28 protein-coding genes are annotated in these 26,692 nt (G+C 68.4%); 23 read left to right on the top strand and 5 right to left on the bottom strand.

Going from position 1 to position 26,692, the window contains the following annotated elements:
- Nucleotides 1–41 precede the first annotated feature (41 nt).
- On the bottom strand, nt 42–1,244 hold the full coding sequence (locus CFB18_RS03135) for a glycine C-acetyltransferase (protein ID WP_088570352.1): 1,203 nt from the start codon (nt 1,242–1,244) through the stop codon (nt 42–44).
- 26 nt (nt 1,245–1,270) lie between these two features.
- Nucleotides 1,271–2,308 carry an L-threonine 3-dehydrogenase gene (gene tdh, locus CFB18_RS03130; protein ID WP_200808057.1) on the bottom strand — a complete coding sequence of 346 codons (1,038 nt, stop codon included), beginning with the start codon at nt 2,306–2,308 and terminating at the stop codon, nt 1,271–1,273.
- Nucleotides 2,309–3,270: 962 nt separating this feature from the next.
- On the opposite strand from tdh, the gene CFB18_RS03125 reads away from it, so the two are divergent.
- Nucleotides 3,271–3,537 carry a hypothetical protein gene (locus CFB18_RS03125; protein WP_088570351.1) on the top strand — a complete coding sequence of 89 codons (267 nt, stop codon included), beginning with the start codon at nt 3,271–3,273 and terminating at the stop codon, nt 3,535–3,537.
- Entirely contained in the window at nt 3,512–3,949 is a 438-nt protein-coding gene (locus CFB18_RS03120) for a type II toxin-antitoxin system VapC family toxin (RefSeq protein WP_088570350.1), read from the top strand. Before CFB18_RS03125 ends, CFB18_RS03120 begins: the two co-directional genes overlap by 26 nt.
- 28 nt (nt 3,950–3,977) lie before the next feature.
- On the opposite strand, the gene metE is transcribed toward CFB18_RS03120, so the two are convergent.
- The 3 genes from metE to CFB18_RS03105 are packed head-to-tail and all read right to left on the bottom strand — an operon-like array spanning nt 3,978 to nt 7,034.
- A complete protein-coding gene (gene metE, locus CFB18_RS03115; protein ID WP_088570349.1) occupies nt 3,978–6,203 on the bottom strand; it encodes a 5-methyltetrahydropteroyltriglutamate--homocysteine S-methyltransferase in 2,226 nt (741 codons plus the stop codon).
- A gap of 19 nt (nt 6,204–6,222) precedes the next feature.
- Nucleotides 6,223–6,423: a hypothetical protein gene (locus CFB18_RS03110; RefSeq protein WP_088570348.1), complete on the bottom strand. Its 201-nt coding sequence runs from the start codon at nt 6,421–6,423 to the stop codon at nt 6,223–6,225.
- Between the two features lie 11 nt (nt 6,424–6,434).
- Entirely contained in the window at nt 6,435–7,034 is a 600-nt protein-coding gene (locus CFB18_RS03105; RefSeq protein WP_200808056.1) for a sulfite oxidase-like oxidoreductase, read from the bottom strand.
- 272 nt (nt 7,035–7,306) lie between these two features.
- Here CFB18_RS03105 and CFB18_RS03100 point away from each other — a divergent pair, with 272 nt between their 5' ends.
- The 21 genes from CFB18_RS03100 to CFB18_RS03010 form a co-directional block, all read left to right on the top strand.
- Nucleotides 7,307–8,116, top strand: a complete 810-nt coding sequence (locus tag CFB18_RS03100; RefSeq protein WP_088570346.1) for a DUF92 domain-containing protein — start codon at nt 7,307–7,309, stop codon at nt 8,114–8,116.
- Between the two features lie 148 nt (nt 8,117–8,264).
- Nucleotides 8,265–8,762, top strand: a complete 498-nt coding sequence (locus CFB18_RS03095) for a B-box zinc finger protein (protein WP_088570345.1) — start codon at nt 8,265–8,267, stop codon at nt 8,760–8,762.
- A gap of 21 nt (nt 8,763–8,783) precedes the next feature.
- Nucleotides 8,784–10,544 (top strand): DNA repair protein RecN, encoded by a 1,761-nt coding sequence (recN, locus tag CFB18_RS03090; RefSeq protein ID WP_088570344.1) that lies wholly within the window; start codon nt 8,784–8,786, stop codon nt 10,542–10,544.
- A 32-nt stretch (nt 10,545–10,576) separates the two neighbouring features.
- Entirely contained in the window at nt 10,577–11,104 is a 528-nt protein-coding gene (locus tag CFB18_RS03085; RefSeq protein ID WP_088570343.1) for a Holliday junction resolvase-like protein, read from the top strand.
- Nucleotides 11,105–11,247: 143 nt separating this feature from the next.
- Complete coding sequence (locus CFB18_RS03080; RefSeq protein ID WP_159461544.1) at nt 11,248–11,664, top strand: Fur family transcriptional regulator; 417 nt, start codon at nt 11,248–11,250, stop codon at nt 11,662–11,664.
- Between the two features lie 17 nt (nt 11,665–11,681).
- On the top strand, nt 11,682–12,662 hold the full coding sequence (locus tag CFB18_RS03075) for a metal ABC transporter substrate-binding protein (RefSeq protein ID WP_159461543.1): 981 nt from the start codon (nt 11,682–11,684) through the stop codon (nt 12,660–12,662).
- A gap of 30 nt (nt 12,663–12,692) precedes the next feature.
- Nucleotides 12,693–13,526, top strand: a complete 834-nt coding sequence (locus CFB18_RS03070; protein WP_088570340.1) for a metal ABC transporter ATP-binding protein — start codon at nt 12,693–12,695, stop codon at nt 13,524–13,526.
- A 4-nt stretch (nt 13,527–13,530) separates the two neighbouring features.
- Nucleotides 13,531–14,376 (top strand): metal ABC transporter permease, encoded by an 846-nt coding sequence (locus CFB18_RS03065; protein ID WP_200808055.1) that lies wholly within the window; start codon nt 13,531–13,533, stop codon nt 14,374–14,376.
- Nucleotides 14,377–14,394: 18 nt separating this feature from the next.
- Complete coding sequence (locus CFB18_RS03060) at nt 14,395–15,093, top strand: response regulator transcription factor (protein ID WP_088570339.1); 699 nt, start codon at nt 14,395–14,397, stop codon at nt 15,091–15,093.
- 123 nt (nt 15,094–15,216) lie between these two features.
- Complete coding sequence (locus CFB18_RS03055; RefSeq protein ID WP_088570338.1) at nt 15,217–16,572, top strand: RNA-guided endonuclease InsQ/TnpB family protein; 1,356 nt, start codon at nt 15,217–15,219, stop codon at nt 16,570–16,572.
- Between the two features lie 318 nt (nt 16,573–16,890).
- Complete coding sequence (locus tag CFB18_RS15200; protein WP_159461542.1) at nt 16,891–17,136, top strand: AbrB/MazE/SpoVT family DNA-binding domain-containing protein; 246 nt, start codon at nt 16,891–16,893, stop codon at nt 17,134–17,136.
- On the top strand, nt 17,123–17,635 hold the full coding sequence (locus CFB18_RS03050; RefSeq protein ID WP_159461541.1) for a type II toxin-antitoxin system VapC family toxin: 513 nt from the start codon (nt 17,123–17,125) through the stop codon (nt 17,633–17,635). The genes CFB18_RS15200 and CFB18_RS03050 overlap by 14 nt, the downstream gene beginning before the upstream one ends.
- Nucleotides 17,636–17,871: 236 nt before the next feature.
- On the top strand, nt 17,872–18,033 hold the full coding sequence (locus CFB18_RS15195) for a hypothetical protein (RefSeq protein WP_159461540.1): 162 nt from the start codon (nt 17,872–17,874) through the stop codon (nt 18,031–18,033).
- A 46-nt stretch (nt 18,034–18,079) separates the two neighbouring features.
- Nucleotides 18,080–19,672: a sensor histidine kinase gene (locus CFB18_RS03045; protein WP_088570336.1), complete on the top strand. Its 1,593-nt coding sequence runs from the start codon at nt 18,080–18,082 to the stop codon at nt 19,670–19,672.
- Nucleotides 19,673–19,696: 24 nt separating this feature from the next.
- Nucleotides 19,697–20,998: a heme-binding domain-containing protein gene (locus CFB18_RS15540; protein WP_200808054.1), complete on the top strand. Its 1,302-nt coding sequence runs from the start codon at nt 19,697–19,699 to the stop codon at nt 20,996–20,998.
- A gap of 21 nt (nt 20,999–21,019) precedes the next feature.
- Nucleotides 21,020–22,423 carry an efflux RND transporter periplasmic adaptor subunit gene (locus CFB18_RS03035; RefSeq protein ID WP_088570335.1) on the top strand — a complete coding sequence of 468 codons (1,404 nt, stop codon included), beginning with the start codon at nt 21,020–21,022 and terminating at the stop codon, nt 22,421–22,423.
- Between the two features lie 72 nt (nt 22,424–22,495).
- A complete protein-coding gene (locus CFB18_RS03030; RefSeq protein ID WP_088570334.1) occupies nt 22,496–23,737 on the top strand; it encodes an ABC transporter permease in 1,242 nt (413 codons plus the stop codon).
- A 96-nt stretch (nt 23,738–23,833) separates the two neighbouring features.
- Nucleotides 23,834–24,550 carry an ABC transporter ATP-binding protein gene (locus tag CFB18_RS03025; RefSeq protein WP_088570333.1) on the top strand — a complete coding sequence of 239 codons (717 nt, stop codon included), beginning with the start codon at nt 23,834–23,836 and terminating at the stop codon, nt 24,548–24,550.
- A complete protein-coding gene (locus tag CFB18_RS03020) occupies nt 24,540–25,151 on the top strand; it encodes a class I SAM-dependent methyltransferase (RefSeq protein WP_088570332.1) in 612 nt (203 codons plus the stop codon). The genes CFB18_RS03025 and CFB18_RS03020 overlap by 11 nt, the downstream gene beginning before the upstream one ends.
- A 41-nt stretch (nt 25,152–25,192) precedes the next feature.
- On the top strand, nt 25,193–25,927 hold the full coding sequence (locus tag CFB18_RS03015) for a YceI family protein (protein WP_200808053.1): 735 nt from the start codon (nt 25,193–25,195) through the stop codon (nt 25,925–25,927).
- A gap of 370 nt (nt 25,928–26,297) precedes the next feature.
- The coding region (locus tag CFB18_RS03010) for a hypothetical protein (protein ID WP_143597494.1) at nt 26,298–26,692 on the top strand (395 nt) is incomplete at its 3' end.

The raw sequence follows: 26,692 nt of genomic DNA, 5'->3' as shown, positions 1-26,692 counted from the left end.
TGGGGGGCGGGATACGCAACGGTTTCGCCGCCCCCTCCGGGTTAGTGGATCACCCCCAGCTCCCGCCCCACTTGGGCGAAGGCCTCGAGCCCGCGATCCAGGTCCTCCCGGCGGTGGGCGGCGGAGATCATCACCCGGATGCGGGCCTTGCCCCGGGGCACGGTGGGATAGCCGATGGCCTGGGCGAAGACCCCCTCCTCGAAAAGCCGGCGGCTGAAGGTCTGCGCCAGATGGGCATCCCCCAGCATGACCGGGGTGATGGGGGTCACGCTTTGACCCAGGTCGAAGCCCAGGCGGCGCATCTCCGCTTTGAAGTAGCGGGTGTTCTCCCAGAGTTGGTCCACCAGCTCCGTGGACTCCTCCAGGATCTCCACGGCGGCGATGCAGGCGGCGGTGTCGGCAGCGGTCATGGCGCTGGAGAACAGGAAGGGACGGCCCCGCTGGCGTAGCCATTCCACGATCTCCCGGCGCCCGGCCACGTAGCCGCCCACCACCCCGAAGGCCTTCGAGAGGGTCCCCACCTCGATGTCCACCCGCCCGTGGAGGCCGAAGTGGTCCACGATCCCCCGGCCGCCCCGGCCCAGCACCCCCTCGCCATGGGCGTCGTCCACCATCAGCATCAAGTTGTAGCGCTCGGCGATCTCCACGATCTCCGGCAGAGGGGCGATGTCGCCGTCCATGGAGAAGACGCCGTCGGTGACGATCAGGCCCCGCCGGAAGGTCCCCAGGTTCTCTTGGATTTTTGCCTCCAGGTCGTTGGGATCGTTGTGGGCGTAGCGGATGATGCGGGCGCGAGAGAGGCGGCAGCCGTCGATGATGCTGGCGTGGTTGAGCTCATCGGAGAAGATGGCGTCGCCCTCCCCCACCAGGGCGGGGATGGTGGCCAGATTGGCGTTGAAGCCCGACTGGAAGGAGATGGCCGCCTCCACCCCCTTGAAGCGGGCCAGCTTCTCCTCCAGGATCAGGTGGAGGTCCAGGGTGCCGGCGATGGTGCGCACGGCGGCCGGCCCCACGCCGTATTTCTCAATGGCCTGGCGGGCTGCTTCCCGCATGCGCGGATGGTTGGCCAGCCCCAGGTAGTTGTTGGAGCAGAAGTTCAGCACGCGCCGGCCGTCCACGATCAGCCATGGCCCCTGGGCCGACTGGATGGTGCGGATGTGGATGTAGAGGCCCTGCTCCTGCAGAGCCTGCAGCTCCTCCCGGATCCACGCCAGCTTGTCGACGGTGGCATGCGGAGCGGACATGGCGTTCCCTCCTTCGCCGAATCGGCTTATGGGATCAGCATCACTTTCCCGCTGCGGCCGCTGGCCATGGTCGCGAAGGCCTGGTCGAACTCCTCCAAGCGGAAGCGGTGGGTGACCACCGGGCGCAGATCGACGGCGCCGGAGTTGAGCAGCCCCCGGATCTCATACCAGGTCTCCCACAGACGGCGCCCGACGATGCCGTGGACCGTCACGCCTTTGAAGATCACCATGTTGGCCAGGTCGAACTCGATGGGGCCTGGCGGGAGCCCCAGCAGGGCCGCCTGGCCGCCCGGCTTGAGGACCGCGAAGCCTTCGCGGATGGCCGATGGGGCGCCCGACATCTCGAGCAACACGTCCACCTCCCCGCCCGCCAGATCCCGGATCGCCTCCACAACGTCGATCTCCTGGGGATTGAGGACGTGGTCCGCCCCCATCCGTCGGGCCAGCTCCAGCCGGTAGGGGCTGATGTCGGTGGCGATGATCATGCGGGCGCCGATGGCCCGGGCCACGGCGATGGTCATCAGGCCCACCGGCCCGCAGCCGGTCACCAGCACCTTGCGCGCCCGCAGGTCCACGGCGAAGGCGGTGTGCACCGCATTGCCGAAGTTCTCTAAGAGGACCGCCACCTCAAGGGGGAGATCGGGGGGATTCACCCAGGCGTTCTCGGCGGGGATGACGATGAAGTCCGCGAAGGCGCCGTCGCGGTCCACCCCCAAAATGCGGGTGTTGCGGCAGAGGTGTCCTTTCCCGGTGCGGCACATATCGCAGCGGCCGCAGACCACGTGGCTTTCGGCGGAGATGAAATCGCCTACCCGGATCCCATCCACCTCCGGACCGGTCTCGACCACCTCCCCGCAGAACTCATGGCCGATGATCAGGGGCGGGCGGATCCGCCCCTGCGCCCACGGGTCCCAGCGATAAATGTGGAGATCCGTTCCGCAGATGGAGGCGGCCTTCACGTTCACCAGGATCTCCCCCGGACCGGGGGTGGGGATCGGACGCTGGGCCATCGTCAGGCCCGGCCCCGGCGCCGCTTTGACCACAGCCCGCATGGTCTCCGTCATTCCTCCGCCTCCCGATCCCGGAATCGGGACCCATCCTCCCGGGTGGAAGGGCGGGTTCCCTTCTTATTATCGGACGGTTCGCCGGGAAAGGGGCAGTGGCTCCCGGCCGCGGAGCGGGCCGCGCCATCCGACATCGTCGGGAACAGCAGGCCTGAGGCTCAGGCGGATCGCCCTCCTGATGAGCCCCGGATGTAGGAGCGGCTTCGGCCGCGACTTTGTCGTCTTGAAGAGGGGAGTTCGGGGCTGAAGTCCCTCCTACCAAAAGATCAACCCCTGTAGGGGCCGCGACCCTGGGCGTCTCGAAGATGGAGATTCGGGCTACAAGAGCGGCTTCAGCCGTAACCGAAGACGGGGGTTCGGGGCGAAAGCCCCTCCTCCAACCGGATGGATTTCGGCCCGCCTGGCCAACGGGAGGGACGCGGCCTCGCGTATGCCTCCGGGCGAAGGCACGAGGGGAAGGGGCGTCTGGATGCCCCTGCCCTTTCACCTTTTCCTGCTTCCCTGCGCTTCGCTCGTTCCTCACTCCCGAATCGCTTGTTCGGCTCGAGGAGCTCAGCGGCCGGCTCCGCCGGCAGGCGGATGCCCTCCGACCGGTCTGGACCATGGCGGAGGAGGCGACGGCGGCCTAAGCCCACACTGTAGAGCGGCCCCAGCGGATCTCGCTGCGGTCCCGGAAGGCCCCTCGCCGGGGGATCGGGAACATCCGGGGAAGCCTATGCTCGCCGCAACGCGGACGAGTGCAATCGCTCCTCTCACCTTCGATGAGCGCCGGGAGGGCCCGGTCATCTGGCTGCCGGAAAAGGAAGGTGGGGGGAAGGCTTAGGGTTTTCAAGGCCCGGGGATATTCGGACGGAAAGCCAGCCTCCTGATCGATCCTCCTACTGCCGCAGCCAGCCGGTTGGACAGGCGGCCGGAATGGATGCATAATGGATTCAGAATTCTCGTTTGCACAAGGAGTATGCATGGGCGATACCGTCCGGGTCACCTTGGTCTTCCCGCGTGCCCTATGGGAGGAGATCCGGCGCCGGATCCCCCCCGGCCAGCGCTCCCGGGTCATTGCCGAGGCCGCCGAGCGGGAGCTTCGACGCCGCCAGCGCATGGAAAGCGTGGAGCGGCTCCGGGCCCTTCAGCGGGAATTGCAGGCCAAATACGGCCAGCTCCCCGACTCGTCTGAGGACATCCGCCGGATGCGAGAGGAGCGGGATGCTGAACTCACTGGTCTGCGTTGACGCCAGCGTGGTCGTCGCCCTAGTGACCCCGGAGAGCCGAAGCGAGAGGGCGTTGACGCTCTGGACGGCCTGGATGAGCCGGGAAACCCAGGTGGTCGCGCCGGGCCTGCTGCGCTATGAGCTCGCCTCGGCCCTCCGGCGGAAGGCGGTCCGCAGCCTGATGCAGGAGGCGGACGCACGCCGGGCCCTAGAAGCCGCTCTCTCCCTGGACATCGCCTTCCTGGACCCGCCGGAGCTTCCCCGGAGGGCCTTCGACTTGGCCTCCCGCCTCCGCCTCCCCGCCGCCTATGACGCATGCTACCTCGCCCTGACCGAGATGGTCGGAGGCGAGTTCTGGACGGCGGATGAACGCCTCTACAACGCAGTCCGGGGAGCCTTCCCCGCCATCCGCTGGCTGGGCGAGGCCCCCTAGGCCGCCCCCGCCATGGAAGGGAGCGATCTTATGAGGCAGGGACGGGCGCTCCGTGGCGTTCGCGGAGGCGGCGGGCGGCGGCCACCATGTGGCGCAGGGAGGGGATGACCTCCTCCCAGCGCCGGGTCTTGAGCCCGCAGTCCGGGTTCACCCAGATGCGCTCCGACGGGATCACCCGGATGGCCCGCTCGATGATGGCTTCCATCGACTCGGGGGTCGGGATGGCCGGGGAGTGCACGTCGTAGACCCCGGGTCCAATCTGGCGCGGATATCGGTGGCGCTCGAAGGCCTGAATGACCTCCCCCCGGCTCCGCGTGGCCTCGATGCTGATCACATCGGCGTCCAGGGCGTCGATGGATTCGATGATCTCGTTGAACTCCGAATAGCACATGTGGGTGTGGATCTGGGTCTCCGGGCGGGCCCGGGAGGCCAGGCGGAAGGCCTTCACCGCCCAGTCGAAGTAGGCCGGCCAATCCCGACGCTTGAGGGGCGCCCGCTCCCGGAAGGCCGGCTCGTCGATCTGGATCACCCGGATGCCCGCCGCCTCCAGATCCCGCACCTCGTCCTGGATGGCCAGGGCCAGCTGGAAGGCGACCTCATGGACGGGGATGTCCTCCCGGATGTAGCTCCAGGCCAGCATGGTCACCGGGCCGGTGAGCATCCCCTTGACCGGCTTCTCCGTCAGAGACTGGGCGTAGGTGATCTCCCGCAAGGTCATGGGGGCCGGACGGCGCACGTCCCCATACAGGATGGGCGGCCGGTAGACCCGCGTGCCGTAAGAGAGGATCCAGCCGTGCTGGGTGATGGCGAAGCCCTCCAGCCGCTCGGCGAAGAACTCCACCATGTCCGAGCGCTCGAACTCCCCGTGCACCAGGACGTCCAGCCCCAGCTCCTCCTGCAGCCGGATCACATAGCGGATGCGCTCCCGGATCAGCGCCTCATACTCCTCAGCCGGGAGCTTGCCGGCGCGGAAGGCCGTGCGCGCCCGGCGCAGGTCCTCCGTCTGCGGGAAGCTCCCGATGGTGGTGGTGGGGAAGAGGGGAAGGTTCAGCCGCGCCCGCTGCCGCCGGTTCCGCTCCTCGTAAGGGGCCTCGCGGGAGAAGTCCGCCGGGCCCAGCCGGCGCACCCGCTCCTGGACCTCCGGATGACGCCAGTGATCCACCGGATGGATGTAGGTGTTCCAGCGCCGGGCTTCCTCATCCGGCTCCCCGGTCAGCAGGGCCTTCAGGAGGCGCAGCTCCTTCAGCCGCTCCGTGGCGAAGGCGATGCGCTCCCGCAGGGCGAGGTCCAGTTTCGCCTCCGCCTCCGCTGTCACCGGGAGATGATAGAGCGGCCCGGCGTTGGAGATCCAGATCTCCGCCCCCGTGTGCCGACGCAGGTCCTCGACCTGGGCCGCGGCCTTGCTCAGGTCAGTCTTCCAGATGTTGCGGCCGTCCACCAGGCCGGCGATAAGGATCTTGTCCGATGGGAAGCCGGCCCGACGGAGGGCCTCCCAGTTCCCGGGCCCGTGGAGGAGGTCCAGGCCGATGCCCCGGAGGGGGAGATCGTAGAGGGCCGGCAGGAAGTCCACCGCCTCGTAGTAGGTGAAGACCAGCAACGCCGCCTCCTGGCCCAGGGCCGTGTAAGCCTCCCGAATGAGGGCCACGTGTTCCGGGGGCACGTCCAGGGCCCAGGCGGGCTCATCGACGTGGATGGCCTCGGCGCCGGCCGCCCGCAGGGATCGCAGCAGCTCCCCATAGACCGGCAGCAGCGCCCGCAGGATCTCCCCGAAGGCCTCGGGAGGATATCCTTTGCTCAGGCGGACGAAGGTGTAGGGCCCAATGACATAAGGCAACCCCTCCGGGTGCTTCCGGAAGGCCTCGAGGGGCTTGTTCCAGGCCAGCCGGAAGGGCGGCGGGGTGCCGGCCTCCATCCGGATCTCGGGGACCAGATAGTGATAGTTCGTGTTGAACCACTTGGTGAGCTCGAGGGCCCCTTCGCCCCGGGCCAGGGCGAAGTAATCCTCCAGCCGGCCGCCGTTCGGGTAAAGGCCCAGCATCAGGGCTGTGTCCAGCATCGGGTCGTAAAGGGACATCTCGCCGATGGGGAAGCGATCGACGAACCGGCGGTAGGCGGCGAGGCGCTCCTCCTCTAAGGCTTCCAGGCCGGCCGTCAGCTCCGCCTCGGAGACCTTCCCCTGCCAGAAACCTTCGATCAGGGTCTTGTATTCCCGCTTGCGCCCCAGACGCGGATACCCATACGCATAGGTCTGCATCGGCCTTTCCCTCCGGATCTCAGGATTCGCTAAGCGGCAGGTGCGCTTCCAGCAGATGGCGGCGAACCGCCTGGACTGCCTGAATGATCACCCCGATCCAATCAGGGAACTCGAGAAGATACCCCCGGACCTCATTATGTTGACGGCATCGCACGCCCGGCTTTGAAAGCGGATCCGGGAGGGCATCGATCTCGTGGGCTACCGCGATGTTCCCGCTCATGCCCGTTCCCCTTACCAGTCCTCCCGGTAGCGTTCCTCCCGCCACGGATCCCCGCGCATGTGATAGCCCGCCTGCTCCCAGAACCCGGGGCGATCCTCGGCCATGAACTCCAGGGCTCGGAGCCACTTGGCGCTCTTCCAGAAGTAAAGGCGGGGGACGACGAGGCGGAGCGGGTAGCCGTGCTCGGGGGTCAGGGGCTCCCCGTTGTAATGGGTGGCCAGGAGGGCATCCTCCATGTATTCCATCGGGATGTTGGTCGTGAAGCCGTATTCACAGTGGGCCATCACGTAACGGGCCTCGGGCTTGGGCCGGACGAACCGCAACAGATCCCGGAAGGCCACCCCGGTCCAGGTGGTGTCCAGCTTGCTCCATCCCGTGACGCAGTGGACGTCCACGGTGATGGTGGTGCGGGGCAGCTGCTGGAACTCCTCCCAGGTCCACCGCCGCTCCTCCTCTACCAGCCCGAAGACGCGGAAATCCCATGTAGCCGGGTCGAACTTCGGGACCGGCCCGTAGTGAAGGACGGGGAACCTGTCCGTGAGCACCTGTCCGGGCGGCAGGCGTCGCGCCGCGCGGGCGGCCTCCTCCTGGATCTTGCGTTCGAACCGCATCATCCCTCCTCCTTTCGCGGCCCCATTGTTTCATCGGTCGATGAGGGGGTTCGCATCATGCCGGCCTATGGGGTGGATCTGCGCACAATCTCTACTATCTTAGCGTCCCTTCCCGGGCGCTGCCACATCCGGGCGCTCGGAGGCCTGCGGCGCAAACGGGTAAGGAACGAGGTGAGGGCCCCTACTCTCCGTCTGCGCTCCCCATGGCGGGGATGGGGATCCGGCTTACACTGGCATGAGGGGATGGGGAGCGCGGAACGAAGGAGGGAAGCGTGGGGGAGGTTCCCCTGCGGCTGGCCCTGGGCCTGGTGCTGAGCTTCGGGATCGGCGGGGTGGCCTATCGGCTGGAAGCCCTGGATCGCAGCGGATGGCTGGGCGCCGTCCTGGTGGGCACGGCGGTGTTCGGCTTCGGGGGCTGGCCATGGGCCTTCCTGTTACTTGCCTTTTTCATCTCTTCCTCCGCCCTCACCCATTATCGAGCAGGCCGGAAGGCGGGGGTGGCGCGGGAGTTCGCCAAAGGGGGGCGCCGGGATCTGGGCCAAGCCCTGGCCAACGGCGGCGTCGGTGCTCTCCTTGCGCTGATCTGGGCGCTTTCCCCTCACCCGACCCTCTGGTGGGCCTTCGCCGGGAGCCTCGCCGCGGTCACCGCGGACACCTGGGCCACCGAAATCGGGCTGCTCAGCCCCCGGCCGCCCCGACGGATCCGGGACGGACGGCTTGTCCCACCCGGCACCTCCGGGGCGATCTCTCCAGAAGGGACGGCCGCGGCGGGGATCGGGGCGCTGGGGATCGGGCTCCTCGCCCTGCTGGGAAGCCCGGTTGGGGGATCCATAGGGGATGCGCTCCTCGTGGGCCTGGCCGGCCTCCTCGCCGCCCTATTCGACAGCCTGCTGGGGGCCACGGTCCAGGGGATCTACTGGTGCGACCGTTGCGGCAAGGAGACCGAACGCCCGGTCCATCGTTGCGGCCGGCGAACCCAGCTGGTGCGGGGGTGGCCGTGGCTGACCAACGATGGGGTGAACGCCCTGGCCGCCCTGGCCGGCGCCCTCCTGGCCGGGATCGGGGCGGCGTGGATCGGCTGAAGCGGCCCGGAGCGCTCACTCGGTCCGCTCTTCTATCATAATTGAGGGAGGAGTTCCGCGTGCGGGTGGTCCTCCTGTTGGGTGTTGTTGGAACCGGAATGTAGGGGCGCAGCGCCGCTGCGCCCCTACTCCACGCGGGAGGCGAGGGATGGCGGAGGGGGAGACCCTGTTCTGCGCCTTTCATCCGAACGTCCCCACGACCCTGCGGTGCAACCGCTGCGGGCGGCCGATCTGCGTCCGTTGCGCGGTGCAGACGCCGGTGGGCTATCGTTGCCGGGAGTGCGTGGCCGGTCAGCAGGCCCTCTTCTTCAACGCCCGCCCGCTGGATTACGGGATCGCGGCCGTGGCCGCCCTGGTCCTCGGCCTGATCGCCGCCCCGCTGGTCGCCGCCCTGGGCTTCTGGGCGATCTTCGTCGGGCCGCTGGTGGGGAGCCTCACCGCGGGCGCGGTGCATCGCCTGATTGGGCGGCGCCGCGGGCGCTGGATCTGGCTGGTGGCCAGCGGCGGGCTGGCCGCCGGCCTGCTCCTGTGGCGTCTGCCCCTCTGGCTGGCCTCTCCGTTTCTCCTCCCGCGCGCCCTCTGGGATGGCGTGTATCTGGCCATGGCCATCAGCACGGTGATCGGTTACCTGCGGTTCTGGCGGTAGGGCTTTGGGGTGGAGGATGGGATGCTGGTGGAGCTTCACGTGCGGGATTTCGCCATCATCGATGAGGTGGTGTTGCGGCTGGAGCCGGGGCTGAACGTCCTCACCGGGGAGACCGGGGCGGGCAAGTCCCTCCTGGTCGACGCGGTGGCGGTGCTGGTGGGGGGGCGGGCGGATGTGGAGATGATCCGCGCCGGCGCGGAGCGGGCCCGCATCGAGGGCCTCTTCCAGGTCAATGAGGCGACCGCCGCGCTGCTGGCCCCCATCCTGGATGAATACGGGTTGCGGGAGGAGGGAGCAACTTCGGAGCTGGTGCTGAGCCGGGAGATCCGGCAGGGCGGGCGCCACGTGGCCCGGGTGAACGGGCGGCTGGTGCCCCTGCATGTGCTGAAGGAGATCGGCCAGGTCCTGGTGGACATCCACGGGCAGACGGAGCACCTCTCGCTGCTGCGGGCCCGGGAGCAGCTGGAGCTGTTGGATCGCTACGCGGGGGTCGGGGAGCTGCGGGCGGCCCTGGCGGAGCGGGTGGCCCGCTGGCGCGCGGTGCGCCGGGAGATCGAACAGCTGCGCCAGGATGAGCGGGAGAAGGCGCGGCGCATGGACCTGCTGCGGTTCCAGATCGAGGAGATCGAGGCCGCGCGGCTGCGGGAGGGGGAGGAGGAGGCGCTGCTCCAGGAGCGCAACCGCCTGGCCAACGCCGAGCAGCTGGCCCATCTGGCCGACGCTGTCTACCGGGCCCTCTACGAGGGAGAGGACGAAGCCCCCTCCGCCCTGGATCGCCTAAGCGAGGCCGCGCGGGCCCTGCAGGCCCTCGCCCGCATCGATCCCCTCTTCCAGCCCTATCTCGAGGCGATGGAGGGCCTGAGCGCTCAGGTGGAAGATCTCGCCCGCGCGGTCCGGGATTATCGGGAGCGGATCGAGTTCAACCCGCGGCGGCTGGTTCAGATCGAAGAGCGCCTGGACCTGATCCGGCGCCTGCAGCGCAAATATGGGGACACGGTGGCGGAGATCCTGGCCTACGCCCGGCGGGCTCGGCAGGAGCTGGAGACCCTGACCCACGCGGAGGAGCGGCTGGCCGCCCTGGAGGAGGAGGCGGAGCGGTTGCTGCGGGAGATCGGCGAGCTGGGAGAGGCGCTCTCCCGGCGGCGTCAGGAGGCCGCGGAACAGCTGGCCCGGGAGGTGGAGGCTCAGCTGGCCGATCTCCGGATGGCCGGCGCGCGCTTCGAGGTTGCCCTGGAGCGGACGCCGGACGAGGAGGGGGCCTACGCGAACGGCGCGCGCTGGGCCTTCGACGCCACCGGGCTGGACCGGGTGACCTTCCTCATCGCGCCCAACGTCGGCGAGGGGTTGCGGCCCCTGGCCCGCATCGCCTCGGGCGGGGAGACCTCCCGCCTGATGCTGGCCCTCAAGGTGGCCCTGGCCCGGGCGGACCCGGTGCCCACGCTGATCTTCGATGAGATCGACCAGGGGATCGGCGGCCGGGTAGGGGCGGTGGTGGGGGAGAAGCTGTGGCGCCTGGCGCGCCATCACCAGGTGCTGTGCGTGACCCATCTGCCCCAGCTGGCCGGCTTCGGGGACGCCCATTTCAAGGTCGAGAAACAGGTGGCCGGGGAGCGGACCGTCGCCCGAGTCCAGCGCCTGGAAGGGGAGGCCCGGGTGGCGGAGCTGGCCCAGATGCTGGGCGGGACCGGTCGGGCGGCGGTGCAGAGCGCCCGAGAGATCCTGGAATACGTAGCCCGGTTGAAGGCCGGGGAGGAGGCCCGGGTGCCCTCCCGCCGTCGGTAAGATGCCCCCGCTCCCCAGCAGGAGGGACAGGGATGGAGATCTTCCTCTACCTCTGGATCCTGACGCTCGGGATCGCCGCCTACTTCTTCTATCGCTATCTTTCGCTTAAGGCGGAGATCCCCTCGCTCCTGCAGCGTAAGTTCGATGAATGGCGCCAGCGATATGAAGACCAGATCCGGAGGGAGAGCAAGGAGCTCGCACTCCAGGAGGCGCAGAACCAGTTTGAGCGGTGGAAACAAGAATTCGAGGAACAGATCAGACAGGATGCTATCCAGCGAAGCCAAGCGGTGGTGAGGGGCCGGGTGACAGAGCAGCTGGCTCCTTGTCTCCCAGATTTCCCGTTCAATCCCCAAGATGCGCGCTTCATCGGATCCCCTGTGGACTTCGTGGTTTTCGACGGGTTGAGCGAAGGGGAGATCCGGCGGGTGGTGTTCGTCGAGGTCAAAACCGGAAGATCTAAGCTGAGCTCTCGGGAGCGACGTGTTGCGGAGGTCATCGCCGCGCGACAGGTCGAATGGTGGGAGTATCGCCCAGGAGAGGCCCATAGCTCCCCCACCTGATCTGCGCCTTCATCTTCTCCGCGAAGGCCGCTCTCCTTGATTCTGGTTCCAAGCTTCCCTTCCTGAACCACCTCCCGGATTTGACAATGCGGAGATCCCACGATACACTGTTTTTGAAAAAATTTTTCAGTAAGAGGAGGCCCATGCGCTGGGAGGAGCAGCTGAGCCGGGCCGGATGGCGGATCACGATGCCCCGGCGGGTGGTGATGCGGGTCCTGGAGCGGGCCGCGCGCCCCCTCTCCCCGCAGGAGATCCACGCCCGGGGGCGCCGGCTCCACCGCTCCCTGGGGCTGGTGAGCGTGTATCGGGCCCTCATGGTCCTCGAGCGGGCCGGGCTGGTGCGCCGCGTCCATCGGGAGGATCGGTGCGACGGCTACGTCCTGGCCTCGCCGGGCCACCACCATCTCCTGGTTTGCCGTCGCTGCGGCCGCGCCGTGGAGTTCCCCGGCGCGGAGGACCTGAGCGGCCTGATCGCCCAGGTGGAGCGGCGGACCGGCTTCCGGGTGGAGGATCACCTGCTCCAGCTCGTCGGCCTCTGTGGGCCATGTCGGGATCTTTGATCTCAGAAGGAGATGCGATGGCGCTTCGAGGATGGCGGGTTTTCCTGCCTGTGATGGTGTGGCTGACGGCCTGCGCCCCGGTCGGAGGGGCGCCTTCCGTGGCTCCCGGCGCCCGTCCCCTTGCGGTGGTGGCCACTACCTCCATCGTGGGGGATGTGGTGCGCCAGATCGGCGGCGAGGGGGTTCAGGTGACGGTTTTGTTGCCCGTGGGGGCGGACCCCCACGCCTTTGAGCCCAGCCCGCAGGATGTCGCCCGGGTGGCGGAGGCCGACGTGATCTTCGCCGTCGGGGCCGGCCTGGAGGCCTTTCTGGAGCCTCTTTTGAAGAACGCGGGGGGAAAGGCCCTGTATGTGGAGCTGGCGGAGGGGATCCCGTTGCGGCCCTTCGAGGCGATCGCCGGCCATCGCGAGGAGGGAGAGGAATCTGAACATGGCCACGAACACGAAGATCACGGCCACAAGCATGAAGGGCCGTGGGATCCGCACGTCTGGCTGGATCCCCTCAACGTGATCACCTGGACCCACACTATTGAGGCAACGCTGAGCCGGCTGGATCCGGCGCGGTCGGAGCGATATCGCCGCAACGCGGAGGCCTATCGGGCGCAGTTGCGGGAGCTGGACGCCTGGATCCGGGATCAGGTGGCGCAGATCCCGCCGGAGAACCGCAAGCTGGTCACGGAGCACCAGGTCTTCGGATACTTCGCCCACCGCTACGGCTTCGAGCAGGTGGGGACGATCCTCCCGGGGGTCACCACCACCGCCCAGCCTTCCCCTCAGGAGCTGGCCGCCCTGGAGGAGGCCATCCGGGCCCTGGGCGTGAAGGCCATCTTCGTCAGCAGCACGGTGGACCCCGCCCTGGCCCGACGGGTGGCGGGGGACACCGGGACGCGCCTGGTGCGACTGTATGTGGACTCCCTGGGCGAGCCGGGGAGCGAGGCGGATTCTTACATCGGGATGATGCGCATCAACGTCCGCCGCATCGTGGAGGCCCTGCGCTGAACCGGTCGGTATCCTCTTCTGGAGGGAGCGATGGCGCTGGTGAATCTGTGGCGGAAGGTTACCCGGCAGGGATGGGAGGCGCGGCATTCCCCCGGCCTGCCGATCCTGGAGGTCTCCGGGGTCTCCATGCACTATGATGGCGTGGTGGCCCTGGAGGACGTCTCCTTCACGGTGGAGGCGGGCGAGCGGATCGCCATCGTGGGGCCCAACGGCGCGGGCAAGAGCACGTTGCTGAAGATCATCGCCGGGGTGCTGACCCCCACCGCCGGATCGGTGCGGATCTACGGCCACGGCCCCCACGGTCACCTGTGCATCGCCTACATCCCCCAGCGGAACCAGGTGGACTGGAACTTCCCCCTCACCGTGGCCGATGTGGTGATGATGGGGCGGGTGGGCAAGATGGGGTTGTTCCGCCATCCCGGGCCGCGGGATTGGGAGATCGTCCGCCGCGCGCTGGAGGAGGTGGGCATCGCGGAGCTGGCCGAACGTCCCATCCGGGCCCTCTCCGGGGGTCAACAGCAGCGCATGTTCATCGCCCGGGCCCTGGCCCAGGAGGCCGAGTTGCTGCTAATGGATGAGCCCTTCACCGGGCTGGACCTGCCCGCCCAGCAGGGGATCCTGGAGATCCTGGAGCGCCTGCGCCGGCAGGGAGTCACCGTCCTGCTCACCACCCACGATCTGGATCAGGCCGCGTCTTACTTCGATCGCGTGCTGCTGCTGAACCGACGGCGGATCGCCTTCGGCCCTCCCGAGGAGATCCTCACCCCGCAGGCCCTGCAGGCCGCCTACGGCGGCCACCTGCGCCTGATCCGCGTGGGAGAGGAGCTGATCGTGGTCGGGGATACTTGTTGTGAGGGAGGGTGAGACGGTGAGCGAGATCATGGGGGTTCTCCTGGACCCGCTGCGATACGCGTTCATGGTGCGGGGCCTGATCGCGGCGGTGGTGGCGGGCGGGCTCTGCGCCCTGGTGGGCACCTATGTGGTGCTCCGCGGGATGGCCTTCTTCGGGGACGCCCTGGCCCATTCCATCCTGCCCGGCCTGGCCATCGGCTACCTGCTCAGCGGCGGCTCCCGCGCCCACCTGTTCTGGTGGGGGCTGGGGACCGCCCTCCTGGCCGCCCTGGTCATCGGCACCCTCAGCCGGGGAGGGCGACTCAAAGAGGACACCGCCATCGGGATCCTGTTCGCCGGCGCCATGGCCTTGGGGGTGGTCCTGATCTCCACCTCCCGCAGCTACGCCGTGGACCTCACCCATCTCCTCTTCGGGGATGTGCTGGGGGTGGGGGAAGGGGATCTCATCCGCCTGGCGATCTTCGCCGCCCTGGTGGCCGCCCTGGTCTTTTTCTTCTATAAAGAATTCCTGGTGGTCTCGTTTGATCCCATCCTGGCGGTCACCCTCCGGCTGCCGGCCGCTTTCTTCGACAACCTGTTGCGGGTTTTGATCGCCATCACGGTGGTGGTGGCGCTGCAGACGGTGGGCGTGGCCCTGATGGTGGCGATGCTGGTGACCCCGGCGGCGACGGCGTATCTGATGACCCGGCGGTTGCCGGCCATGATGGCCCTGGCCGTCCTCTTGGCCGCGCTGTCGGCTGTGGTGGGGCTCTATGCCTCGTATTACGCCGGCGTCGCCTCCGGGGCGGCCATCGTCCTCACCGCCACCATCCTGTTCTTGATCGTCCGCCTGGTCCCCAGCGGGCGGGGAGCCTCTGAATGAACCCCAGGGAGGATTCGGATGGCTGGGGAGCGGATCCTGATCGTGGAAGATGAGCCCGCCGTGGCCCGCGGGCTCGAATATGCCCTAAAGAAGGAGGGCTACGAGGTCCTGTGGGCGGACACTGGGGAGAAGGCCCTGACGCTGGCCCGCCAGCGGGATCCCCACCTGATCATCCTGGACATCCGGCTCCCGGATCTCAACGGATTCGAGGTCTGCCGGCGGATGCGCGGCGAGGGCCTGCGGCAGCCTGTCCTCATGCTCACGGCCCTGGATGAGGAGGTCGATCGCGTAGTGGGACTGGAGGTGGGGGCGGATGACTACGTGGTGAAACCCTACCGGCTGCGGGAGCTGATCGCCCGGGTGCGGGCCCTGCTGCGTCGGGCCTACGGCGAGCTGGCCATGGCGGCCCCGGGGGAGCGGATCCGCTTCGGGGATATCGAGGTGGACCTGGAGCGGCTCCAGGTGACCCGGGGAGGCCGGCCTGTCCCCCTCACCCCCACCGAGTTCCGCCTGCTCCGATTCCTGGTCACCCACCCGAACCGCCCCTTCTCCCGCGAGGAGCTCCTGGAGGCCGTCTGGGGCTACGACCGTGAGGTCCTGGACGATCGCACGGTGGACGTCCACATCCGCCACCTGCGGGAGAAGCTGGAGGAAAACCCCTCCGCCCCCCGCTGGATCGTCACCATACGCGGCGTGGGCTATAAGTTCCAGCCGTAGAAGAGGGTTGCCAGCAGCTGCCGTTTTTATGATCATCCATTTCGGCCATGAAGCGCTCCACCCGGACTCGGAAGCAGAGTGGTCCGCACGGAACCGGGCCCGGCGGGCGCCGGAGGCGATGGGATGCGAGTAACTCAAGCCTTTCGTTTTGAACTGGACCCGAACCGGGAAGCCCGGATCGCCCTGGCGAAGCACGTGGGCGCTGCCCGCTTCGCCTACAACTGGGGCCTGGCCCGCTGCCGGGAGGCCCTGGCACACGGCGAGCGGATCCCATCCGCGATGGACCTCCACAAGGCGTGGAACGTCTGGAAGCGTCCGCACGCCCCCTGGTGGGTGGAGGTTTCCAAGTGCGCCCCTCAGGAGGCCTTTCGGGACCTGGAGCGGGCTATCCGCAACTGGCGGGAGGGCCGGGCCGGCTTCCCCCGCTTCAAGCGTAAGAAGGCTCTGGCGGACAACAAGGCTCGCCTGACGGGTTCCATCCGGGTCACTCCCCGGCACGTGCAGCTTCCCCGCATCGGCAAGGTGCGCACCAAAGAGCGGACCGATAAACTGATCGTCCTCCTCCACGAGCGGAAGGCCCGCATCCTTTCGGCCACGATCTCCCGGGAGGCGGATCGCTGGTTTGTGAGCCTGACCTGCGAGGTGGAGCGCCCGGACCCCGAGCCCCGGGAGATTCAAGGGCCGGAGGACGTGGTGGGCATCGATGTGGGGCTGGAATCGTTCGCCGTGCTTTCCGATGGCACGCGAATCGAAGCGCCGAAGCCGCTGGCGAGGGCTTTGCGGCTTTTGAAGCGGCGTTCGAAAAAGCTTTCTCGTAAGCAGAGGCGGACGGTGGTGGAACAGGACCCGGAGACGGGGGAGGAACGAAAGCGGACGGTTTTCTCGCGCAACTACGAGAAGGCCGCGTTGGGTCTGGCCCGGCTGCACCGCCGGGTGCGGAACATCCGCCGGGATTTCCTGCACAAGATCACCACGGAGCTGGCGAAAGCCAAGCCGGTTCTGGTGGTGGAGGACCTGAACATCCGGGGTCTGGCGCGGAACGGGAGCCTTTCCCGGTCCATCCAGGATGTGGGGTGGGGAACCTTCCGGCGGATGCTGGAGTATAAGTGCGCCTGGTATGGGGCCCGTCTCATCGTGGCGCCGCGGGGCTTCCCGTCCACGAAGCGGTGCTCGCGCTGTGGCTGGGTGGCTCCCGCGCTCCCGCTCTCGCAGCGGGTGTTCCGGTGCGAGGCGTGCGGGCTGGAGATGGATCGGGATCTCAACGCGGCCCTCAATCTGAGAAACTACGGGTTGGCCGCCCTGAAAGGCCCTACCGGGAGTTCTCCGGGAAGTCACGCCTGTCGCGGGGTCCCCAGCCGGTCGAAGACCGGCTGGGGTGCCCCAGATCCCTCTGGCGGCGGAACGGCTATGAGCCGGTCTACGAGCTACGGGTCGTTGAAGCAGGAAGCCGCCGGTCGTTTGTTTCGCCCTTCGGGGTGAAATAAATGACGATGTGCTGCGGAACGGCAGTCTCCCGGTAAAGAGATGCAGACGGTCGGTGTAATAGGGCTTCCAGGAAGGGGGAAGCACGGACGATATCGACGGTTGCCGCACGTCGGTGGTGCGCAGGGCGCTGGCGGCCTGACGGTGGCGCAGTCCGAGGAGGACTCGATTCGGACGAGGCGTGTGCAGCGGAGATGATGGGTGGGGATTGTGAGGCTTGAGCATCCTATGGTAAAAACTATCATGCGGGCGTGATGAGGGAAACGTCGAAATCAGAAAACCATGTAGGCGGAAATGGGCCGGGAGGTGATTCCCATGACGGAGCGGGAGCTGACGGTGGAGGCGGAAGGGGCGCTTATATTGCCTCGAGAGCTGCTGGACGAAGCTCTCCTGGGCAAACGGTTGCGTCTTGTTGTGCGGAAGGGGGAGATTTCCATCCTTCCAGAAGAGCCGACTGATCCTTATCAGACGCTGGATGAACTGGCCGGATGTCTGGGGGAAGAACCCTTTGAGTTTTACGACTTCGACCTCGAAGTTGGGGGCTTTTATGAGGCTCGATGAGGTCCCTCCCGGCCCTGTCTATGTGGACACCAATGTGTGGTACATGTATCTCCGTTCTGACCGACGATATCTGGCGGTTGTTCGCTCTTTCCTGGAGCGCGTCATTAAGGGAGAGATTGCCGCCCTGGTAGGGGTTCCTGTCCTGGATGAACTGTTTTACCGCTTGCTGTTAGCACGCATTCGCGAACAGGAAGGCCAGCATCCTCTCACAGGGTTACGCCAGGATCCTGCAGGGCTGGTAAGACGTCACGCGCCGCCAATTCGCAGGGCTATTGAGATGCTACTTCGTTTGCCTAACGTGCATCTCGTCGGTGTGGAGACGGAGGATGCATATCGTTTCCTGCACCACGCTTCCCGATACGGACTGCTGCCTCGGGACGCTCTCCACGTCGCTATCATGGATCGCCTGAACGTCCCCGCGATTGCCTCTGACGACCGGGATTTCGATCGTGTGCCGGGCATACAGCGCCACTGGATCGCCAATGCCCCTCTGCCTTAGAGGCATACGCTTCGCCTGGAGAGCCAGTATCCCCGGTTCTTCGTGATCCGCCGCCTGCGGGAGAATCTGAAGGAAAACCCCTCCGCAAGCCCCGTCCAGGCTTCCCCCATGGTTCAAGGCCCAATGGCAAATCCAGCCATCCTGTTAAGGAGCCTTAACAGAGGGGCAACAGAGGCACAATGCTCCAGGCGTAGCATGATCGTCACGGACAGGCCTTGTGGAGAGGAGGAGAATCGATGCGCCGGTGGGTATGGACCGGTCCGGGGGTTCTGGGAATGGCAGGGCTGATCGGCGTCGTCGTGGGGACGCTGTTCCTGCTCGCCCGCGAAGGAGTGCTCTCCCGAGTTATGGCCGCTCCGGCTCCCGCCGTCTCTCCGACGCCGGCCCCCAGTGAGTAGGGCAACGGCTTGCAGTTGCCCTACGTCTGGTCTTTGAGGAGGCACCATGCGGACGTTCGGGCGGATCCGTTCCATTCGCGGGTGGCTGATCGGGAGCTATCTGCTGCTCAGCATCGTCGCGGTGGGGATCACCGGGGTGCTGACGGTGAGCCTGCTGCGGGCGTATGGGATCCGGCAGGAGCAGGCGGTGCTGCGGGCGAACGCGGAGGCCGTGGCCCGGCAGGCCCGGATGTTCATGGAGCCGGAGCCCTGGCCGGAGGGGTTGACCCGCCTGGCCTACGCCACCGCCTTCCTGGGGAACGCCCGGGTGCGCATCCTGGACGCCCAGGGCCGGGTGCTGGCCGACTCCGGCTTCCCGACCGGCCCCGCCGGGGAGGTCCTCTGGGCCGCCCCGGCGTCTACCCCCGGTGCCGAGGGAGCCGGGATCCCTCCGTGGGGCTCCCTCTATCTGCGGGGCCGGGAGGGCTGGCCCGCCCATAGCCCCCCCGGGATGCGCTGGATGCGGATCCGCCAGTTCCGCAGCCCGTGGGGCAGCCGCTTCCACTTTGAGACGCTGCCTGGGTCCCCGGAGGCGGGAGAGGAGGTCACCGCGCCCTCGCTTCCACTGGTGGCGCGGGCGCCCATCGGGGATCCCCGGGCGCCCATCGGGTATGTGGAGCTGCAGGCCGGGGTGGAGCCCAGCCTGGAGGTGATCGCCGCCACCACCCGCGCCTTCGCCCTGGCCGGCCTCGTCGCCGCCCTGCTGGCCGGGCTGCTGGGCCTGGGGGTGAGCGAGGCGCTGAGCCGCCCTATCCGTCGCCTGGCCCACGCGGCGGTGCAAATGGGCGAGGGAAACCTCCACGTCCGCGCGCCGGAGGCCGGGCCGGTGGAGCTGCGGCATCTGGCCGCCGAGCTCAATCGGATGGCTGAGCGCCTGCAGGCCAGCTTCACGGCCCTGGCCCGGGAGCGGGACGTCCTGCGCCACTTCATCGCCGACGCCTCCCATCAGCTCCGCACGCCGCTGACTGCCCTCCGGACCTTCCTGGAGCTCCTGCAAGGGCCAGCGGCGGAGGACCCGGAGGCCCGGGCCGCCTTCCTCGCCGAGAGCCAGGCTCAGGTGGATCGGCTGGCCTGGATCACCCACAACCTCCTGGACCTCTCCCGCCTGGAGGCCGGCCTGATCTCCCTGGACCTCGCCCCCCATGCCCTGGAGGATGTCCTCCGGGCCGCGCTCTCCCTGTTCCGGGAAGGAGCAGCCCGGAAGGGGATCGCCCTCTCCCTCGAGCTCCCGCCGGAGCCCATCGAGGGGATCTGGGATCGGTGGCGGCTGGAGATGGCCCTGGCCAACCTGCTGGACAACGCGGTCAAGTTCACGCCGTCCGGCGGGCGGATCACGGTGGGCGCCCGGCGGGAGGGGGAGCGCGTCCGGATCTGGGTGGAGGACACCGGATCCGGCATCGATCCGGAGGACCTTCCCCACATCTTCGAGCGCTTCTATCGGGGGCGGAACGCCCCGGCGGAGGGGAGCGGCTTGGGCCTGGCCATTGTGCGCTGGATCGTGGAAGCCCACGGCGGACAGGTGGAAGTGCGCAGCTGGCCCGGCCAGGGCAGCCGCTTCGAGCTGATCCTCCCACTGCGCAGCGGGGCCGCTGTGGCCTGACATCACCATCATCTGGAGGAACCCATGGGGCGACGATGGTTTGGCTTCCTGATCCCGCTCTGGGGGATCGCCCTGGGAGTCTTGCTCTACGGCGTCCTGACGGTCCTGGGCGCCCGCTTCGGCTTCCTTTATCGGAACGTGACCGGGTTCACGGCCCTGCAGCAGGTCTCCCGCTGGGCCATTGGGGTGAGCGCCCTATCGGCCCTGGGGGCCGCTGCCCTCGTGGCCGGGATCACCGCCCTCCGGCCCGCTTCGTGGCCCCGGAAGATTCTCCTTGTCCTGCCTGCCTGGTTTCTTTTCCTAACGCTCCTGGGCCTCTTGATGTTCCTCCTTCAAATCGGCACGGTGGGACCCTTCGCGGCCCTCTGGACCGTGGGCAGCGCCCTGTTGCTGCTCATCGCGGTCACCGTCGCGGGCCTGCGGATGGATCTCCCGTCCCGGATCCACAAATGGGTCCAGGCCCTGCTGGGGTTGGGAGGGGCCAGCGGGCTGGTTGCGGGCCTCTCCCTCCTTCTGGCCTTCTTGCTGGCGATGGCCCGTGGGCCGGCTCCGGCCTTTGCAGGGCTTCAGGGGAGCTTCGGGCCCGGTGGGGTGCCCGGCTTCCTGGGCCCTCCGGAGACCCTGGGTGAAGGCGCTCGCGCCGTGCCGCCTTTCGGCACGTCGGGGGAGCGATTCCGAGGGGAGCCGTTCGTGGGGCCCTTCCCGGGGCGGCCGCCGGAGGGGCTGGCGCCGGTGCGGGTGGCCCCGTCCACCATGGCGGTCGGAGGTGGCATCCTGAGCGCCCTGGCGCTTCTCGCGCTGGGTGCAGTGGGCTGGAGCCGACGCCGATGGGGCATGGAGGACGTTCCCACTGCGGCGATCTGGGGAGATCGGCCGCAGGAGGGCCTTCGGGCCCTGGGCGCCGGGGCCATGCTGAGCCTGGCCGCTTTGCTGATCGCCCAGCTGATCCCGGTCCCGCGCACCAACCCGCCGGCTCGGGCGACGATCCCATGGGATTCTCCTCAGACCCAAGCCCTCTGGCAGCGGGCGTGTGCGGACTGCCATAGCAACGAAACGCGCTGGCCCTGGTATACCGCGGTCGCACCGGCCTCCTGGCTGACCGTTCTACACGTGAACGAGGGCCGGCAGGCCCTCAACCTCTCCGAGCTGGATCCGGCCGCGCTGTCACCGGCCCGCAAAGCCCGCTTGGCGGAGGAGATCGCTCGGGTGATCCGCAATGGAAGCATGCCGCCAGCGGATTATCTGCTTATCCATCCGGAGGCGCGCCTCACGGATCTGGAGAAGGAACTGCTCATCCAAGGCTTGCAGGAAACCCTTTCCCGTTAGCTCTTAGAGACGGAGGAACTGATGCGAAAAGGACAATGGGGGATTCTCGTTTCGCTGATCCTGATCCTGGCCGTCGCCTGCGCGGGGGCTTCGACGGCCCAGTCCCCGCAGGGTCAGAACACGGTGGTCCGGGTGCGTCGGGGCACCCTGGAGGTCACCGTCAGCGGGTCCGGCAACCTTCAGCCCCACACTCTGGTGAACCTGGCTTTCACTCAATCCGGCGTCGTGCGCAAGGTCTACGTCGGGGTGGGGGACGCGGTGAAGGCTGGCCAGGTGCTGGCGGAGCTGGACACGCGGGATCTGGAGCTCCAGCTGCAGAACGCCCGCATCAACTTGGAGATCGCCCGGATCCGGCTGGCCCAGGCCCAGGCGACCGCCCGGGCCCGCCCGGCCGACCTGGCGGCGGCGCAGGCGGCCCTGGCCAACGCCCAGGCCAGCCTGGAGGCCTTGAAGGCAGGCCCCGACCCCCGCGATCGGGAGATCGCCCGGCTGAACTACGAGGTGGCCAAGAACGCCCTGTGGCAGGCCCAGCTCAGCCGGGATAAGACGGCCGGCTCGCCCACCGCTTCCTCAGTGGATCTGGAGCTGGCCCAGGCGCGGGTGGGGCAGGCGGAGCTGCAGGCCGAGATCTCCCGCCTGCAATACGAGAAGGCCCAATCCGGACCCACGGAGCAGCAACTGAAAGCGGCCGAGGCCGCTTTGGCCCAGGCCCGGGCGAATCTGACCCGCTTACAGGTGCAGGATCCCAGCCTGGACCTGGAGCTGGCGCAGTATCAGGTGCAGCAGGCGGAGATCGCAGTGCGCCAGCTGGAGCTGCGCCTGGAGCAGGCCCGGCTGGTGGCTCCCATCGACGGGGTGGTAACAGCGGTGAACCTGGTGGAGGGGAGTCCGGCCCCCGCCGGGACGCCGGCCATCACCCTCGGGGACCTGAACCGTCTGGAGGTGGTGGTGAACCTCCCGGAGGTGGACGTCGCCCAGGTGGCTCCGGGGCAGGAGGCGGTCATCATCCCCGAGGCCACGCCCGACACCCGCCTCAAGGGGAAGGTCGTCTCGGTGGCGCCGATAGGGACCCAGGTCCAGGGGGTGGTGAACTTCCCGGTGACCATCGCCCTGGAGGAGAACGCGCCGTCCGTGCGGGCGGGGATGACCGTGCAGGTCCAGATCACCGTCGCCCGTCGGGAGAACGCGCTGCTCGTCCCGCGGCGGGCGCTGATCACTCGGGGCGGGCAGACCTTCGTGACTGTCATGCGCGGCGATCAGACGGAGACCCTCCCGGTGCGAATCGGGATGCGCGGGGATACGATGGCGGAGGTCCTGGAGGGGCTGCAGGAGGGCGATGTCGTGGTGGTGACGACTGCCCAAGCAGGCGCCTCCGGCACCCGTGTCCCGGGACCCGGCTTCTTCGGCCCCGGGATCTTCCGGTGAGCCCTTCGGCCCCTATCGCCGAGGCGGCTTGGCGCCCGCTTCATCCGCCGGGATGACGGAAGGGAGGTGGGGATGAGCCTTCTGGAGGGATTTCGGACGGCGATGGCGAGCCTGATGGCCAACAAGATGCGTTCCTTCCTGACGATGCTGGGGGTGATCATCGGGGTGGCTTCCGTGATCGCCCTGATGAGCATCGGGCGGGGGACCCAGGAGGCCGTTCGCGCCCAGATCGAGCGGGTCGGGACCAATCTGATCTTCGTGACGCCGGGCAGCCTGCGGGTGGGCGGGGTCGCCCAGGCGCCCGGCTCCGCTTCCACGCTGACCGCGGCCGACGCCCGGGCCCTGGCGGAGCTGCCCGGGGTGACGGCGGTGGCCCCGGTCTTCCAGACGAACGCCCAGGTGATCGTCGGGCGGAGCAATCTGAGGGTCTCCGTCCAGGGCGTGACGCCGGAGTTCTTCGCCGTCCGCAACCTCCAGGTGGCCGGCGGTGACCTCCTCGCCTCCGCCCACGTGGAGACCGGAGCCCCCGTGGCGGTCCTGGGGGCGAACGTGGCCGCCCAGCTCTTCCCCGATGGGGATCCCATCGGCGGGTTCGTTCGCCTCAACAACATCCCGTTCCGCGTGATCGGCGTCCTCGCCCCGGTGGGCGGCACCGGGTTCGGCAGCCCCGACAACCAGATCTTCGTCCCGCTTTCCACCGCAGTCCAGCGGCTGGCCCGGGGCGGCCAGTTCCGAGGCAGCGAGGTGGTCTCCCAGATCCTGATCCAGGCGGAGAGCACGGCCGCGATGCCGGCGGTGATGGAGGCCGCCCGCTCCGTCCTGCGGGAGCGCCACCGCCTCCTGGATGGCGACGACGACGATTTCACCCTCATCAGCCAGCAGGACCTGATCCAGACCTCGGCCCAGATCACGGGGACCCTTACGGTCTTCCTGGGGGCCATCGCCGCCATCTCCCTGATCGTGGGGGGCATCGGGATCATGAACATCATGCTGGTGTCGGTGACGGAGCGGACGCGGGAGATCGGGCTGCGCAAAGCCGTGGGGGCGCGGCGGCGGGACATCCTGCTCCAGTTCCTCACCGAGGCCGTCACCCTGAGCGGCCTGGGCGGGCTGATCGGGGTGGGCCTGGGGATCGGCGCCGCTCAGCTGATCCGGGGCGTCCAGGTTGGGACCGGGACGCTGCGCCCGGTGGTGACCGGGGACGTGATCACCCTGGCCCTGACCTTCGCCGTGGCCGTGGGCGTGTTCTTCGGCATCTACCCGGCCGCCCGGGCTGCTGCCCTGAATCCGATCGAAGCGCTTCGATACGAGTGAATCCCGAGGGATAGCGCGTTGTAGCGCCCAGGGCCAGTCGAGGGCAGAATGAATAGAGATCCAAAACCCTCGCACATGCCGTGGGAGGAGGAAGGGATGGGAGACCCGGTGATGGTGATGGAGAGGGTGGAGAAGATCTACCGGTTGGGGAAGGTGGAGGTCCCGGCCCTGCGCGGGGTCGACCTGGTCATCCGGCGCGGGGAGTTCGTGGCCATCATGGGGCCTTCGGGGTCCGGCAAGTCCACCCTGATGAATCTGCTGGGTTGCCTGGACACGCCCACCCGTGGCCGCTACATCCTGGAAGGCCAGGAGGTCTCCCGGCTTTCGGACGATCAGCTGGCGGAGATCCGGAACCGCAAGATCGGCTTCGTGTTCCAGACGTTCAATCTGCTCCCCCGCGCCACGGCTCTCCAGAATGTGGAGCTGCCGCTGATCTACCGGGGCGCCCGGGACCGGCGGGACCGGGCCCGGCAGATGCTGGAGCTGGTCGGCCTGGGGGATCGTCTGCACCACCGGCCCAACGAGCTCTCCGGCGGCCAGCAGCAGCGGGTGGCCATCGCCCGGGCCCTGGTGGCCGAGCCGGCGGTGATCCTGGCCGACGAGCCCACCGGCAACCTGGACTCGAAGACCGGCCGGGAGATCCTGGCCCTCTTCCAGCGCCTGAACCGGGAGCGCGGCATCACCCTGGTGGTGGTGACCCACGATCCCTTCGTCGCCCGCCACGCCGAGCGCATCGTCCGCATCCAGGACGGCCTCATCGTCGGCGACGAGCCCGTTCCGCCGGAGGAGCGCATCATCGAGGATGGCGCGTAGGGAGGCCGCCATGGCCGCTCACGAACGGCGCTTCGACCCCCATAAGCGGGCGCTGCTGCTGGATCCCGCCCGCTGGGCGAAGTGGGATCCGCCCCGGTTGCTTGCCGTCCTCCACCTGCAGCCCGGCGAGACGGTGGTGGATCTGGGGTGCGGGCCCGGATTCTGGACCTTTCCCCTGGCGGAACTCGTGGGCCCGGATGGGATCGTCTGGGCCCTGGATGTCAGCCCGGAGATGCTGGAGGCCCTGCTCGATCGACAGCCCCCGCCCTGGGTGCGTCCCTTGCGGTCGGAGCTCCCACGCATCGAGCTGCCGGACGCCTCCGTGGACGCCGCGTGGGGGGCCTTCATCGCCCACGAGGTGGAGCCCCTCGATGCGCTGATGCGGGAGCTCCATCGGGTCCTGCGGCCCGGCGGGCGGGTGGGTTTTCTGGATTGGCGGCCGGACGCGGTTCACGAGGAGGGTCCGCCGCGGGATCACCGGCTGCCTCCGGGGATCGTCCGTCAGGCCCTGGAGGCCGCCGGCTTCCATATCCTTCCGACGGACTGGCAGCATGAGGACGCCTATCTGATCCGGGCGCTCCGGCCGCTTCATGCCCCCTGAGCCGCTCGGCCATTCGAACATCCCATCGGGAGGGTGAAAAGATGGCTTCTGCACGTCTCTTACAGAGAACGCTCCTGCTGCTCCTGATCGGCGGCCTGATGGCCGCCTGCGCGGCCCCATCCGGGGCACCTCCGACGGCCACACCCATCCCCACATCCGCTCCGGGCGGGGAGAGCACGCCTCCGGCGCCCCCTGCGCCCACCCCCACCGCAGCCCCCTCCGATGCGGCTGCAGGAGATCGCATCGCCTATGGGGTGATTTCAGAGGAAAGCGAAGCCCGCTACCGGGTGCGGGAACAGCTGGTGGGGTTTGATCTGCCCAACGATGCGGTGGGGACCACCCGGGCCATCACCGGCGTGCTGGTTCTGGAGGGCAACCGGGTCGTCCCTGAGGCCTCGCGCTTCCAGGTGGACCTGCGCACGCTGACCAGCGATCAGGCGCGGCGGGACAACTTCATCCGGCGCAACACTTTGCAGGCCGACCGCTATCCGTATGCCGTCTTCGTCCCCCGCGAGATCCAGGGGCTGCCCTCGCCCCTCCCCACCTCGGGTGAGCACACCTTCCGGCTGATCGGGGATCTGACGATCCGGGAGACCACCCGTCCGGTGACCTGGGAGGTGACGGCGCGGGTGGAGGGGGATCGCGTCATCGCCCAGGCGCGCACCCAGTTCACCTTCGCTGACTTCGGGCTGGAGCCGCCTCGCGTGCCCGTGGTGCTGAGCGTGGATGAGACCATCCGCCTCGAGGTGGACGCGGTGCTTCAGCGGCGGCCGTGATCCGGAGGGCGTAGGGTCAACAACCGTCGAGGATTTGATTCGCATGCGTGGCGGGGAGGGCCGGACCGAGCCGGGGAAAACCCGATCGGCCTGCGGCCCTCCCCGCCTTTACGCGGGAGTCCCCTGATCCCTCCGCTTGAAACCCGTCGCGGGTCGCCCGCCCAGGCCCAGCCGAAAGTCCCCCCGGAGGAGCCGAACAACCCGCCGGTCGTCCCTCCCGCTCGCGATCCACCGCAGAATTCTAACACACCGGGGCCCGGTTTTGTCACGATCTTGTCACGATCGGCACGGAGAATCGGAAAAGAGACCCCCCCACCACAAGGCGGCTCGCGGGGTATTCCATATGGGAAGCAACAGCGAGGAGGATCGGATGGTCGTCGGGATCGCGGAGCCCTGCCCCCTGCGTCGGGAAGCCCTCCGGAGGGCGCTGCGGGCGTTGGGATGCCCGGACCTTCGGGAGTTGCCGCTTCCGCTGGCCGGCCCGGGATGGCGCGAGGGGGAAGAGGACCTCGAGGTGGTGCTCCTGGCCTTCCGGGTGCCGGCCGGCAACGGGCTGGGCCACTACGCCGCCCTCCGAAAAACCCACTGGCAACTGCGGGGCGTGGTTCTGGTGGAGGATCCGGCTCCGCCCCACTGGGGGCTCGCGGGACGCCTGGGCCTTCCGGTGCTGGCCTATTCTGAGGCGGCCGGGGAAGTCCTTCGCCAGGCGGTGCGGGGGCAGTGGGCGATGTCCCCGGCGGCCCGGAGCGCCGGGGCGGCGTGGTG

Origin of the sequence: Thermoflexus hugenholtzii JAD2 (assembly GCF_900187885.1) — a bacterium.
In the GTDB taxonomy this organism is placed as follows: domain Bacteria; phylum Chloroflexota; class Anaerolineae; order Thermoflexales; family Thermoflexaceae; genus Thermoflexus; species Thermoflexus hugenholtzii.
This window is presented reverse-complemented; position numbering and strand designations above follow the sequence as displayed.